The sequence below is a fragment of the Nakamurella alba genome (assembly GCF_009707545.1).
GTDB classification, from domain to species: Bacteria; Actinomycetota; Actinomycetes; order Mycobacteriales; family Nakamurellaceae; genus Nakamurella; species Nakamurella alba.
On the sequence record NZ_WLYK01000002.1, the window covers coordinates 160153 to 173917 of the forward strand.

At 71.7% G+C, this 13765-nt stretch carries 12 protein-coding genes; 1 reads left to right on the forward strand and 11 read right to left on the reverse strand.

All coding sequences use genetic code 11. From position 1 onward, the window contains the following. Nucleotides 1-11: 11 nt before the first annotated feature. Genes GIS00_RS09320 through GIS00_RS09335 form a run of 4 tightly spaced genes read right to left on the reverse strand, consistent with a single transcriptional unit; the run spans nucleotide 12 to nucleotide 4318 of the window. On the reverse strand, nucleotides 12-683 hold the full coding sequence (locus GIS00_RS09320) for a response regulator transcription factor (protein ID WP_322097771.1): 672 nt from the start codon (nucleotides 681-683) through the stop codon (nucleotides 12-14). Between the two features lie 46 nt (nucleotides 684-729). After that, entirely contained in the window at nucleotides 730-2250 is a 1521-nt protein-coding gene (locus GIS00_RS09325; protein ID WP_407666826.1) for an acyl-CoA carboxylase subunit beta, read from the reverse strand. A 14-nt stretch (nucleotides 2251-2264) separates the two neighbouring features. Beyond that, nucleotides 2265-3161 (reverse strand): DMT family transporter, encoded by an 897-nt coding sequence (locus GIS00_RS09330; protein ID WP_154768160.1) that lies wholly within the window; start codon nucleotides 3159-3161, stop codon nucleotides 2265-2267. After that, complete coding sequence (locus GIS00_RS09335; protein WP_154768346.1) at nucleotides 3158-4318, reverse strand: aromatic amino acid transaminase; 1161 nt, start codon at nucleotides 4316-4318, stop codon at nucleotides 3158-3160. Before GIS00_RS09335 ends, GIS00_RS09330 begins: the two co-directional genes overlap by 4 nt. A gap of 98 nt (nucleotides 4319-4416) precedes the next feature. Here GIS00_RS09335 and GIS00_RS09340 point away from each other — a divergent pair, with 98 nt between their 5' ends. Next, nucleotides 4417-4887, forward strand: coding sequence for an Lrp/AsnC family transcriptional regulator (locus GIS00_RS09340; RefSeq protein WP_154768161.1), 471 nt, complete (start codon nucleotides 4417-4419; stop codon nucleotides 4885-4887). Here the strand turns inward: GIS00_RS09340 and GIS00_RS09345 are convergent. The 7 genes from GIS00_RS09345 to GIS00_RS09375 form a co-directional block, all read right to left on the reverse strand. After that, a complete protein-coding gene (locus GIS00_RS09345) occupies nucleotides 4841-5947 on the reverse strand; it encodes an ABC transporter ATP-binding protein (protein WP_154768162.1) in 1107 nt (368 codons plus the stop codon). The two genes, GIS00_RS09340 and GIS00_RS09345, sit on opposite strands and share 47 nt — an antisense overlap. A gap of 1 nt (nucleotide 5948) precedes the next feature. Then, nucleotides 5949-6971, reverse strand: coding sequence for an ABC transporter ATP-binding protein (locus tag GIS00_RS09350; protein WP_154768163.1), 1023 nt, complete (start codon nucleotides 6969-6971; stop codon nucleotides 5949-5951). Continuing rightward, nucleotides 6968-7984 carry an ABC transporter permease gene (locus tag GIS00_RS09355; protein ID WP_154768164.1) on the reverse strand — a complete coding sequence of 339 codons (1017 nt, stop codon included), beginning with the start codon at nucleotides 7982-7984 and terminating at the stop codon, nucleotides 6968-6970. The genes GIS00_RS09350 and GIS00_RS09355 overlap by 4 nt, the downstream gene beginning before the upstream one ends. 6 nt (nucleotides 7985-7990) lie before the next feature. Further along, entirely contained in the window at nucleotides 7991-8980 is a 990-nt protein-coding gene (locus GIS00_RS09360) for an ABC transporter permease (protein WP_154768165.1), read from the reverse strand. Beyond that, nucleotides 8977-10251: a metal-dependent hydrolase family protein gene (locus GIS00_RS09365; RefSeq protein WP_322097773.1), complete on the reverse strand. Its 1275-nt coding sequence runs from the start codon at nucleotides 10249-10251 to the stop codon at nucleotides 8977-8979. Before GIS00_RS09365 ends, GIS00_RS09360 begins: the two co-directional genes overlap by 4 nt. Nucleotides 10252-10253: 2 nt before the next feature. Continuing rightward, nucleotides 10254-11900: an ABC transporter substrate-binding protein gene (locus tag GIS00_RS09370; protein WP_154768167.1), complete on the reverse strand. Its 1647-nt coding sequence runs from the start codon at nucleotides 11898-11900 to the stop codon at nucleotides 10254-10256. Between the two features lie 68 nt (nucleotides 11901-11968). After that, entirely contained in the window at nucleotides 11969-13765 is a 1797-nt protein-coding gene (locus tag GIS00_RS09375) for a hydantoinase B/oxoprolinase family protein (RefSeq protein WP_154768168.1), read from the reverse strand.

Consider the following 13765-nt stretch of genomic DNA (forward strand, 5'->3'; position numbering starts at 1 on the left):
GGCGGCGCGGATCAGCCGTTGAACCGCAGACCGGCACCGCGCACGGTGGCGACGTGCCGGTCCAGGGGCTCCTCCTGGCCGGCGGCGAGTTTGTGCCGCAGCCCGGAGACGTGCATGTCCAGGGTCTTGGAGTTCAGCACCGACGGGTCGCCCCAGAGCGCGTCCACGATCTCCTCGCGGCTGACCACCTGGTCCGGGGTGGTCATCAGCAGGTGCAGCAGGTCGAACTCCTTGGGGGTGAGCGCGACCTCGGTGCCGGCGACGGTGACCTTGCGGGCGGATGCGTCCAGCAGCACCCCGTTGCTGGACAGCAGCACCACCCCGTTGCGCCGGAGCAGCGCCCGCACCCGGGCCAGCACCTCCGACATCCGGAACGGCTTGGCCACGTAGTCGTCGGCGCCGGCGTCCAGGCCGACCACCACGTCCATCTCGTCGGCCCGGGCGGTCAGCATCAGCACGGCGATCCGGCGGCCGGAGGCACGGATGCGGCGGCAGACCTCGAGTCCGTCCACCCCGGGCAGGCCGAGATCCAGGATCATCACGCTCACCGGCTGCTCGGTGGCCGCGGCCAGTGCGGCACCGCCGCTCTCGGCGAGCACCACCTGGTAGGACTCCTTGCGCAGGGCGCGCGCCAGCGGTTCGGCGATCGCGGGGTCGTCCTCAGCCACCAGTACGACGGTCACGCCGACAGCGTACGGTCCGCGGTCGCGGACTCCGGTGAGGTGCCGCTCAGACGGGTGTCACCCCGTGCCGCCGCGGGTACCGGGGACGTTCCCGCCCGGCGGCCAGGGCCAGCCGGGCGATGAGTTCGCCGCGCAACTCCTCCGGTTCGACGATCGCGTCGATCACCAGGTCCGCGGCCAACCGCACCAGGTCGATGTCCCGCTCGTACTCCCGCCGCAGCCGGTCCACCAGCGCCGCCCGTTCGTCCGGGTCCGCCACCGCGGCGATCCGGTGCGCGTGCACCGCGTTGACCGCGGCCTCGGCGCCCATCACCGCGATCTTCGCCGTCGGCAGGGCGAGGGTGACGTCCGGGTCGAAGCCGGGGCCGGCCATCGCGTACAGCCCGGCGCCGTAGGCCTTGCGGATCACCACGCAGGCCTTCGGCACGGTGGCCTCGGCCACCGCGGTGATCATCTTCGCGCCGTGCCGGATGATGCCCTGCCGCTCGACCGCGGTGCCGACCATGAACCCGGGCACGTCCGCCAGGAACACCAGCGGCAGCCCGAAGGCGTCGCAGAGCTGGATGAAATGCGCGGCCTTGTCGGCGGAGTCGACGAACAGCACGCCGCCGCGGACCATCGAGTTGTTCGCCACGACCCCGACCGGCCGGCCGTCCAGCCGCCCCAGCCCGACCGTGAGCTCGCGGGCCCAACCGGGGTGGATCTCGAAGAAGGAGTCCTCGTCCAGCAGGGCCCGGACCACCCGGCGCATGTCGAACGCGACCCGCTCCGAATCCGGCACCAGGGCGCGGATGTCGCCCTTCCCGGCCGGCCGCGGGTCGGTCGCCGGCAGCGGGCCGTCGCAGCGGGACGGGAAATACGACAGGTACTGCCGCACCGCGCCCAGCGCGGCCGGTTCGTCGGACACCAGCAGATGGCCGACACCGGAGACGGTGGTGTGCATCCGGGCACCGCCCATCTCCTCCAGCGTGGTCCGCTCCCCGGTGACCATCTCCACCATCCGGTCGCTGCCCAGGTACATCGACGCATTGCCCTCGACCATCACCACCAGGTCGCAGAACGCCGGGATGTAGGCGCCACCGGCCGCGCTCGGGCCGAACAGCGCACACACCTGCGGGATCACCCCGGACGCCCGCACCTGGGTGGCGAAGATCTTGCCGGCGCCCCGGCGGCCGGGGAACAGCTGCACCTGATCGGTGATCCGCGCACCGGCCGAGTCGACCAGGTAGATCATCGGAACACCCGCAGCACAGGCCTTCTCGATGATCCGGATGATCTTCTCCACCGTCCGGGCCCCCCAGGACCCGGCCTTGACGGTCGAGTCGTTGGCCATCAGGCAGACCGGCCGTCCGTCGACGGTGGCCGACCCGGTGACCACCCCGTCGGCCGGCAGGCCGTCGGCCAGCGCGTTCGCCAGTTGCCCGTCCTCGACGAAAGAGCCCTCGTCGACCAGGATGTCGATCCGTTGCCGGGCGAACAGCTTGCCGCGTGCGGCATTCGCATCGTGGTACTTCGCGGGGCCGCCGGCGGCCGCGAGGCGGCGCAGTTCACCGGGGGTGGAGGGGATCGGCGACGGCTCTGTCACCCGGCCAGTGTAGGTGAACGGCGGTTCACCGGCCTGCTCCGGTCCGGCACCGTGTTCGCGGCGATCACGCCGGCGACGACCAGCACCGCCCCGGCCAGCAGCGGCAGGGTCGGTCGCTCCCCGAACAGCGGGAAGGCGATCGCTGCCACCAACACCGGGGTGAGCGCGCCGGTGGCGGCAGCCGGCCGCGGCCCCAACCGGGCCACCGCCACCGCGTAGGTCAGGCCCGCGCACAGCCCGATCCCGATGCCCTGCACAGCGGTGAACACCAGCACGTCCGGCAGTCCCGCGGTGCTGGAGAGCAGGGCGCTCCCCGACGGCCGCAGCACCGCGAGCAGCACGGTGACCGGCAACGACGGCAGGCAGACCAGCAGCACGGTGTCCAGCGGTCGCAGGCCGGCCCGGCGCAATCCCAGGGTGAAGGCGGCCCAGAACGCCGACGCGGCGAGCAGCACGGCGAGCCCGGGCCCCGACCGCAACTCCGGGACGGCGATCACCGTCACCCCGGCGACGACCAGCGCGAGCGCGCCGAGGCGGGGTGCCGACGGCATCGCCCGGCGGCGCAGCGCCACCGCCGCGGTGACGAACACCGGGACGGTGCCCGGGATGACCAGCCCGACCAGCGTCGCACTGGTCAGCCGGCCACCGAGGGCGGAGGTGAGGAAGTACGGCAGCCCGGCGCCACAGGCGATGGCGACGGCCGCGGGCAGCGGCGCCCGGCGGATCCGGCGGACCGCCGCCGGGACCACGGGCAGCAGCACCAGCACCGGCAGCCCGAACCGCAGCAGCGCCACATCGACCGGGGTCAGCGAGGACCCGGCAATCCCGCGGATGCTGAGCGCGAATCCGGCCCAGAGCACCACCGTGGCCGCCATCGCGGCCGGCCCCTTCATCCGAGCGCCGTCAGCGCCGCGGCCAGCCGCGGGATCCGGCCGGTCGGCAGCCCGGCCACGTTGATCCGGCCGCCGGGTGCGCAGTACACCGCTGCCTCTGTCATCAGCCACTGCCGTTCCGACTCCGTCATCGGGAGGACCGAGAACATGCCGCGGTGCCGGGTGACGACCTGCCACCGGCCCGGACCGACCGCCGCGGCGAGCTGCCGGCGGATACTCATGATCCGGCGTCGCATCGACTCCAGTTCGGCGGTGTGGTCGGCGCGCAGTGCCGTGTCGCCGAGGATCTCGGTGACCACGGCCGCGCCGTGGTCCGGCGGCTGGGAGTACGAGGCCCGGGCGATCCGCTGCAGCGCGGCGCCGGCGACCGCCCGCTGCGCGGCGGAACCGCCGGTCACCAGAGCGATCCCGGTGCGCTCGGCGTACAGCCCGAAATTCTTCGAGCAACTGGCGGCCACCAGCGCCACCTCGGCCGCCGCGACCACGGTGCGCAGCCCGGCCAGGTCGGCCGCCATGCCCTCACCGAAGCCGTGATAGGCCGAATCGACCAGCGGTACCAGACCGAGAGCGGCCATCGCGTCGGCGATCTCGCGCCACTGGGCCGGGTCCGGGTCGGCGCCGGTCGGGTTGTGACAGGCCGCCTGCAGCAGCACGACGTCGCCGGGCCGCGCCCGGTGCAGGGCCTCCAGCAGGGCGGGCACATCGGCCCGCCCGTCGGGGGTGAGGGACGGGTGGCCCTGCACCCGCAGGCCGGCCGCCTCGGCGATCGGCCGGTGGTTGACGTACCCCGGCTCCCCCAGGTGGACGGTGGCCGACGGCGACGCCAGCGCGACCAGCTCCAGCAGCACCCGCAGCGCACCGGTCCCGGCAACGCTCTGCACCGCAACGGTTCCGGCGGCGGCGGCCGGCCCCAGCAGCAGATCGGTCATGGCCGCCAGGAACGGTGCCGACCCGGACGGGCCGACGTAACCGCGCGGCCGGCGGCGGGCGGCGAGCCGCTGCTCGGCCTCCGCGACCGCCCGCATCACCGGGGTGCGCCCGGTCTCGTCCCGGTACACCCCGACGACCAGGTCCAGCGGATCGCGCCGATCGGCGCGCAATGCTCCGGCCATCGCCCAGAGCGGGTCCGGCAGCACCGGTCCCAACGTCGACAACATGCTCACCCGCGCAACGCTAGACCTGCTGCAATGGCAGCCGATTGCCAGTTCTGCCGTCGTTCGCGACATCAGGAGCAGGATCTGCCACACTTAACGCCATGGACGACATCGACCGCGACATCGTCCGGCTGCTCCAGCAGGACGGCCGGCTGAGCAACCAGGACCTGGCCGACGCGATCCGGCTGTCACCCTCCCCCACCCTGCGCCGGGTGCGCCGGCTGGAGGAGGACGGCGTCATCGCCGGCTACACCGCGCTGGTCGACCAGCGGGCCTGGGGACTGCCGGTCACCTGCTTCGTGCAGATCCGGCTGTCCGAGCACAACCGCGCCGCCGTCGAGGCCTTCGAGCAGGCGGTGCAGCAGGTGGACCGGATCCAGGAGTGCTTCCTGATGACCGGCGAGGCCGACTACCTGCTGCGGGTGGTGGCCGCCGACCTCGAGGACTACGAGGACTTCGTCCGGTCCACGCTGCACCAGATGCCCGGGATCGCCTCCATCGGCACCGGTTTCGCCTACGGTGTGGTCAAGAGGACGCCGGCGCTGCCGGTGCCGCGGCCTCAGGCTCGATGAGCGGGTAGCGCTCGGCCAGCTCGCCCGGGAAGTGGCAGGCCACCCGGTGCTCCACCGAGCCCTGGGCGGGACCGGCGGTCAGCAGGGGCTTCTCGGTCGAGCAGATCGCCCGATCCGCGCCGACCGGGCAACGGCTGACGAAAGCGCACCCCTGGGTCGGCCGCCGGGACTGCGGCTCGCCGCCGAGCACGATCCGCTCCCGCTTCACCACACCGCGGGGCGCCGGCGCCGCGGACAGCAGGGCCGTGGTGTACGGGTGCTGCGGTCGGGCGAAAAGATCCTCGGCGGAGGCGATCTCGACGATCTCCCCCAGGTACAGCACCATGACCCGGTCGCAGAAGTACTCGGCCGCGGCCAGGTCGTGGACGATGAACAGGTAGGTCAGGTCCAGCCGGCGCTGCTCCTTGCGCAGCAGGGTGAGCACCTGCGCCTGCACCGAGACGTCCAGCGCCGAGATCGGCTCGTCCAGCACGGTGATCTCCGGCCGCAGCACCAGTGCCCGGGCGATCGCCACCCGCTGCCGCTGGCCGCCGGACAGCGCGCCGGGGACGCGCTCGAGCAGTTCCCCGGTCAGCCCGACGTCGGACAGGATCTCCTCCGCCTGCCGGCGGCGCTCGGCGGCCGGCACCCCGTGCACGGCCAGCGGCTGCTCGACGATGTCGCGCACCGTCATCCGCGGGTCCAGCGACCCGAACGGGTCCTGGAACACCATCTGGATGCGCTTGCGTGCCTGCCGCAGAGCGCGCCCGGACAGCCCGCTCAGCTCGGTGCCGTCCAGCTCGATCGTCCCGGTGGTGCGGCCGCGTTCGGTGCCCAACCGGAGCAGCGAGCGGGCCAGCGTCGACTTGCCGCAGCCGGATTCGCCGACCACGCCCAGGGTCTCGCCCTTGTGCACCTCGAAGGACAGCTCGTGCAGCACCGGGTACGCGCCGCGACCGGCGGCGTAGGACCGGCTCAGCTCCCGGACCGTGAGCAGCGGCTCCCGGTCCTTGACAGCAGTGCTTGTCGCAGCGGCGGTGCTTGTTGCTGCAGTGCTTGTTGCAGCGGGGGTCTCGCCCATCTCAGGCCAACCTCTCCAGTCGGGCGGTCTGCGCCTCGGTGGCGCGGCGGCACTCGGCGACGTGCCCCACGGTCTCCAGCGGGATCCGCGGCGGTTGCCCGGTGGTGCACTCCGGCTGTGCCCAGGTGCAGCGCGGGGCGAACGAGCAACCCGGCGGCAGCGCGGTCAGCGCCGGCGGTGCGCCCGGGATCCAGGACAGCTCACCGTCCTTCACCGCCCCCGGCACCGGCAGCGAGTCGAGCAGCGCGCCGGTGTAGGGGTGCGCGGCGGCCGGGAACATCAGGTCGGTGGGCACCTCCTCGACGATGCGGCCGGCGTACATCACCAGCACCCGGTCGCAGAACTCGGACACCAGGCCGATGTCGTGGGTGACCAGGACAACGGCGATGCCGAGTTTCTCGACCAGCGAGTCGAGCAGGTCCATGACCTGGGCCTGGGTGGTGACGTCGAGGGCGGTCGTCGGCTCGTCGGCGATCAGCACCGCCGGGTCGTTCGCGATGGCGATGGCGATCAGCACGCGCTGCCGCATGCCACCGGAGTACTGGTGCGGGTACTGCTTCAGCCGGCTCGCCGGGTCGGGCACGCCGACCCCGGCCAGCAGTTCGATCGACCGCTCCCGTACCTGCGCGCGCGACATCTTCGGGTGGTGCTGCTTGAGCGCCTCGCCGATCTGCGCACCGATCGACTTCACCGGGTCCAGCGAGGTCAGCGGGTCCTGGAAGACCAGCGACATCTCCGACCCGCGAAGCCGGTTCATCGCCTTCTCGTCGTCGTAGTCGACCTGGTTGCCCAGCAGGTGCACGGACCCACCGGTCACCCGGCCACCGGCGGCCATCAGCCCCATCAGGGCCAGCGCCAGCGTCGACTTCCCGGAGCCGGATTCGCCGACCACGCCGACCTTCTCGCCCGGCCGCACCACGAGATCCACCCCGCGCACGATGCCCACCCCGCCGTACCCGGCGTGCAGGTCCGAGACCTCCAGCGCCGCCGTCCCGGTCGCCGTCTTCTCCAGCAGCGCGCTCATCGCCCGCCACCCACCCGGAGCCGCGGATCCACCAACGACATCACCCCGTCCGCGATCGAGTTCGTCACCACATACAGGACTGCGGACAGCAGCACGAAGGCCTGCACCACGGCGAAGTCCTGCCGCTGGATGCCCTGCACCAGCACCTGGCCGATGCCCGGCCAGTTGAACACCTGCTCCACCAGCACCGAGCCGGTGATCATCGTCGCCAGGATCATCCCGGCGGACGAGATGGCCGGCAGCAGCGCGTTGTGCAGCACGTGCCGCCGGTGCGTCTGCCAGCGGGTGACGCCCTTGCTGCGCACCACGGTGACGAAAGCGGCCTTGGCCACGTCGTTCTGGTTCGCGGTGATCAGCCGGACCAGGAACGAGGCCGGGATGATCGCCAGGCAGAGCGCGGGCAGCAGCAGGTGCGCCATCGCGTCGGAGAACACCACGAACTGCCCGGACAGCAGCGCGTCGATGCTGTAGAGCCCGGTGATCTTCGGCGGCGGCTGCAGGAACGAGGTGAGCCGGCCGGAGGCGCCCGGCAGGATCCCCAGGCCGGAGGAGAACACCAGGATCAGCACCAGGGCGACCCAGAACTGCGGGGTGCCCAGGCCGATCAGCGACAGGATCTTGGAGACGCCGGCGAAGATGCCCTTGCGGTAGCTGGACAGCGTGGCCAGGACCAGTGCGCCGATCACCGCGAAGATGAACGCCCACAGGGCCAGCTCCATGGTGGCGGGCAGCCGGTTGGCCATCACCTCGGTGACCTGGGCGCCGTTGCTGTAGCTGTAGCCCCAGTTCAGCGTCACGAAATCGCCGACGTACTTGAAGTACTGGGAGATCAGCGGCTGGTCCAGGCCCAGCTGCGAACGGATCGCGGTGAGCGTGTCCTCGGTGGCCAGCGAGCCGGCGATCAACCGGGCCGGGTCACCGGGCACCGCGCGGAGCACGACGAAGGAGACCACGGAGGCCAGGATCAGCGTCTGCAGGACGCCCAGGACGGTGCGGATCGGTCGGGCCGACATGGGGGATCACCCCTCCTTGACGAGTGCGGCGGCGGGTACTGCGGCGGCGGCCGGGACCTCGGCGGAGGCGTCTCCCGGTGCAGCGGTTCCGGCCGGGCCGGAAGGTCCTGTGGTCACGCCCGTCGACCCGGTGCCGGCAGGCCCGCTGCGGCGGCGGGCCTTGCGGGCGGCGCGGCGGGCGCGCAGGTCGGGCAGGCTGTCGGAGAGCAGGTTCACCGCGACAACGGTGACCAGCAGCGCGATCCCGGGGAACACGCCGATCCACCACTGACCGGTGAGGGCGTTCTGCAGGCCGTCGGTGATCATCGCGCCCCACTCCGGGGTCGGCGGCTGCGCGCCCATGCCGATGAAGCTGAGGCCGGACAGGATCAGGATGACGTTGCCGAAGTTGGCGGCCAGCTGCACCGAGAAGGTGGTGTTCAGGTACGGGACCACGTGCTTGACCGCGATCCGCGGGGTGGACAGCCCGATGGTGCGGGCGGCCTCGACGAACGGTTCGGTGGTGGCCCGGCGGGCCTCGGCCCGCAGCGTCCGGGCGAACACCGGGATCACCGTGATGGTGATGCCGATCAGCGCGGTGACCAGGCCGGTGCCGAAGGCCATGGTGATGGCGAGTGCGAGCAGGAACGCGGGGAAGGCCATGATCGCGTCCAGCAGCCGCATCACCGTGGTGTCCAGCCAGCGCGGCCCGAGCCCGCAGACCAGCGCGATGGCCAGGCCCAGCCCGCCGCCGATCGCGATCACCGACAGGCCGGACCCCAGCGCGATCGAGGTGCCGAAGGCGACCCGGGCGAACACGTCCCGGCCCTGGTTGTCGGTGCCGAACCAGTGGTCGGCGCCGGGCGGCAGCAGCACGGAGGCGACGTTGACCTTGTTCGCCTGGTCCTCCAGGAACAGGCCGGCCACCGCCATCGCGACGATCACCAGCAGCAGCCCCAGGGCCACCCGCAACTGGACCGACGATCCCGCGGACCCGCCCGCACGCTTCCGGCTCATCCGAGTGCCTCCTCCTCGCCGGACCCCGGCCCGGCGACGGTCCTGCCGCCGAGCACCACCAGGGTCGGCGCATTGTCCTTCAGCAGTTCGGGGTACGTCACCGGGTCGCCTCCCCAGGCCACCAGATCGGCGACCTTGCCCGGCTCGATGGTGCCGACCTCCGCGTCGATGCCCAGGATCTCCGCATTGACCCGGGTGACGGTCTGGATGCCGGCGCTGCCGCCGAAGAGCCGGGCGTGCAGGGCCGGTTCCCAGGCCCGCAGGTCCTGGGTCTCGCCGACCAGATCGGCGCCGCCGCCCACCCGGACGCCCGCCTCGCGCAGCATGGTCATCGACTGCACGGTGAGATCCCGCAGCCGGGCGGCCTCCTCGCGGCGGGAGGCATCCAGGCCCCAGGTCTCCGGGTCGACCCGCAGCAGTTCCTGCATGGTCAGTGTGCCGATCACCGCGACGTCGTTCTCCACGATGGCCTCGAGGGTCTCGGCGTCGATGTGGCTGGCGTGCTCGATGCACCTCGCCCCGGCGCGCACGGCGCGCAGCAGGCCGCGCGGGGTGTGCGCGTGGGCGGTGACGTAGCTGTTGCGGTCCTCGGCGATCTCGACGGCGGCCCGGATCTCGTCGACCGAGAGCTGCGGGCAGTCCACCGGGTCGCCGTGCGAGAGCAGGCCGCCGGTGGCGAAGACCTTGAGCTGGGTGGCGCCGCGCCGGAACTGGTCGCGGGCCGCCTTGCGCATCTCGTCGACCCCGTCGACCAGCCGCATGGCCAGGGCCAGGCCGGTGGCGCCGGTCCCCGGGTTCGCGGCCTCGTCCGAGTAGTGGCCGCGCATGTCGCCGTGACCGCCGGTCTGGGACAGGATCTGGCCGCTGGGCAGCAGCCGCGGACCGGGCACCAGCCCGTCGGTGATGGCCTGCACCAGGCCGCCGTCCACCCCGCCGAGATCGCGCAGGGTGGTGAAGCCCTGGCGCAGCGAGGATTTCAGGATGGCGAAGATCGTCGCGGCCTGCACGGCCGGCGGCAGTGCCGCCTGGCCGTGCAGCCGCAGGATGCCGACGTGCGCGTGGGCGTCGATGAACCCCGGCAGGAGTGTGCTGCCGGAGACGTCGGTCACCCGGGCCCCGTCGCGGCCGGCCCGGTCGGCCGGCCGCGACGAGGGGTCCACCGGTTCGACGGCGGTGATCCGGCCGTCGGTCACCAGCACGTCCGCCCGCAGGCGGGCCGCGCCGGTGCCGTCGAAGACGTGCCCGCCGACGAACCAGTGCTGTGCTGCCACCGTCACGCAGCTGCCTTCCAGGTCCGCATGTCGGTGTACTGGTTCCACAGGTACTCGGTGCCGGTCTTCATGACCACCGCGGTGGCGTCCAGGTAGAGGATCGCCTTGGGCGAGTCGGCCACCCAGTTCTTGGTCAGCTGGGCCAGGGCGGCGTCACGCTCGGCGTCGTCCTTGGCCGCGCGGACCTCCTTGAGCAGCACGTCGTTGCCCGGGACGCAGATGACACCGGTGTTGAAGGAGATCCCGCAGGCCTCGTCATAGGACAGGTAGTAGCCGGCGCTGAAGATCGCCGGGCCGTCCAGGCGGAGGGCGGCCTGGGTCTTCAGGCCGTAGACCTGGTCGCCCCAGGCACTCTCGGACAGCGGGTTGACCGTGACCTCGATGCCCAGCTCGCCGAGCGCGGACTGCAGGATGGTGGCGATGGAGGCCTGGGTGGCGTCACCGGAGATGGTGTCCAGGGTGACCGTGATCGGGGTGGTGACCCCGGCCTCGGCCATCAGCGCCTTGGCCTTCTCCACGTCGTAGGTGCGCGGCGTCGAGTCGGCGGCGTCGTAGCCCGGCATGGTCGGCGGGACCGGGCCGTAGTACAGCTGGCCGTAGCCCTTGAGGACGTTGTTCAGGATGTCCTCGTACGGGATCGCGTAGGTGACGGCCTCGCGGACCTTCTCGTTGGTCCACGGCTCCTTGTCGTTCGGCATCAGGAAGCCCATGTTCGCGGTCGCCGTGCTGGCCGCCACGGTGAAGCCCTCGGTGTCCTGCAGCGAGGCCGCCGAGTTCTTGGTCAGGCCCTGGACGATGTCCAGCGAGCCGTTCTGCAGCTCCAGCAGCATGGCCGAGTCGGACTTGATCCAGTTGACGTTGATGACGTCCGAGGCCGGCGCCTCACCCTTGAAGTTCGGGTCCTTCTCCAGCACGGCCTTGGTGCCCGGCTCGTAGGAGGCCAGCCGGAACGGGCCGGAACCGGCGTCGTGCGAGGCCATCCACTCGTTCGGCGTGGCGTCGACGACGCCGCCGTTGGCCTCGACCAGGGTCGGGTCGACGATGGAGGCGGACGGGGTGGCCATCGCCAGCGGGAAGTTGGCGTCGACGAAGTTCAGGTCGAACTTCACCGTCGTCGGGTCGACGACGGTGATCTCCTTGATCAGCAGCGGATCCAGGTACAGGTCGTTGACGATGGCCTGGCCGCAGCCGGCGATGGAGTTGACCCGGTCGATCGAGTACTTGACCGCCTCGGCGTCCATCGGGGCGCCGCTGGGGAACTTCCAGTCCGACGGCAGGGTGAAGGTGTAGCTCAGGCCGTCCGCGCTGACCTCGTAGTCGGTCGCGAAGTAGGGCTCGACCTTGGTCGGGTCCTGCTCCTTGACGCCGTTCGCGTCGGTCCGCTCGCCGTACTGCATCAGCTGGACGTACAGGCCCATGGTCAGCCGGACGTCGTCCAGCGTGCAGCCGGAGGCCGGGTCGAGGGTGGTGGTGGCGACCGAGAAGGCCACGTCGGTGGTGACCGGGCCGGCCGCCGCGGACGACGACCCACTGCCGGTGGCACCGCCGGCCGAGGTCTGGGTGGTCGGGGCGGTGGCGGTGCACGCCGAGGCGAGCAGCGCCAGGCCGGCGATCGCCGGCACTCCGAGCCGCCGGAAGGTGGAGCTCATGCATGTCCTCCTGGAAAACGGTTCTGGTGAAAGGTTTCTCTGGGAACTGGCTGGCTGGTGCAGGTGGCTCAGACCGCCGCGCGCAGCGCGGTGGTCGCGGCCAGGTCGACGTCCCAGATGCCGGGCAGCGACCCGGCGGTCAGCACGACCTTGTAGATCTCCGAGGCGTCGGCCAGGGTGACCCGCTCGTCGCGGACGTCGTCGGCCACCCGCTGCGGGTCCCGGTCCACCGGGTTGCCGTAACCGCCGCCACCACCGGTGGCCTGCCGGAGCACCGAGCCGACCGGCACCGGCCGGTCGACGATGCGCTCCGCGACCTTCTCGACAGTGCCGTCCGGGTGGATGAGCTCCACGTGGGTGGGCTTGGCGGTGACACCGCCGCGGACGCCGCGGGAGATCGGGTCCTTGGAGCTCTCGGACGCGGTCTTGACCATGGAATCGGCCTGCAGCACGTGCATGTCGCGGAACACGCCCGCGCCGCCGCGGAACTGACCGGCGCCGGAGGCCTCGGTGCGCAGCGAGAACTGGTTGCAGCGCACCGGGAACCGCATCTCCAGCACCTCGACCGGGGTGTTCGAGCAGTCCCCGTCGGTCACGAACATCATGCAGGCGCCGTCCTTGCCCGGGAAGGCACCGTGCCCGCCCTGCACCGGCTCCGCGAAGACGTAGGCGCTCTCGGTGTCACCGGTGGTGGACATGACGTAGGTCGAGACCATCTGGTAGCCACCGGCGCGCACCCGCTGCGGGGCGACGTCGGCGAAGGCCAGCTGCATGGTCTCGATGACACCGGTCATCAGGTAGCCGTAGGAGTCGCACGGGGCCGGCTTGGCCGGGTTGACCATGGTCGGCCGGTCCGGCCAGACGATGTCGGCGAGCTCCAGGTGGGCCTGGTTCGCGGTGCCCAGCGGGTCGAGGACGCCCTTGAGCACCTCGGCGATGGTGGCCTTGGTGGCCTCGGCACCGGCGTTGATCGGGCCGGAGGACTGCTTGGTGGTGCCCTCGAAGCTGACCTGGACCCGGTCGCCCTTCACCGTGGTGGTGACGTGCACCTCGGGCACCTCGTCGCGGTCGACACCGCTGAAGTCGAAGGTGAACGCCGACTTCATGGTGGTGTCCGGCATCGCGGCCAGCTCCCGGCGCAGCGCGCGCTCGGTGTTGGCGATGACGTACTCCATCAGCGTGGTGACCTCGGCGGCGCCGTAGCGGCGGCACAGCGCGACGACCCGCTCCGCGCCGGTCCGGGCGGTGGCGATCTGCGCGCGCAGGTCGCCCATGACGACATGCGGGACCCGCATGTTGTTCTCGATGAGGTCGAACATGTCCGGGTTCTCCTCGCCCCGGATCATCAGCCGCTGGTGGGTGAAGGCGATGCCCTCCTGGTAGATCTCGGTGGAATTCACCGTCCAGCCGCCCGGGCTCATGCCGGAGACGTCGGCCCAGTGGGCCATGCTGCCGGTGAAGGCCACCAGCTCGCCCTCGAAGAACACCGGCATGTACACGGCGGTGTCGGAGATGTGGGTGCCGTTGAGGTACGGGCTGTTCACCACGAAGACGTCGCCGTCGTGGATGCGGTCCCGGCCCCACCACTGCAGGCCGGACTTCACCGAGGCCGGCAGCACGCCGGTGAACACCGGCAGGCCGGGTGCGTCCGCCCACAGGTCGCCGTTCGCGCCCATCACGCCGACGCCGAAGTCCTTGACGTCGAAGATCAGCGGGTTGTAGGCGCTGCGCACCAGGGTGGTGTTCATCTCCACCGCGGCGGACTGCAGGGCGTTGCGGGTGATCTCGGCCTTGATGATGTCGATCGAGGGGTCGATGCCGTCGGAACCGGTGGCGGTGTCGGGCTTCTCGGAAACTGCGGTCAT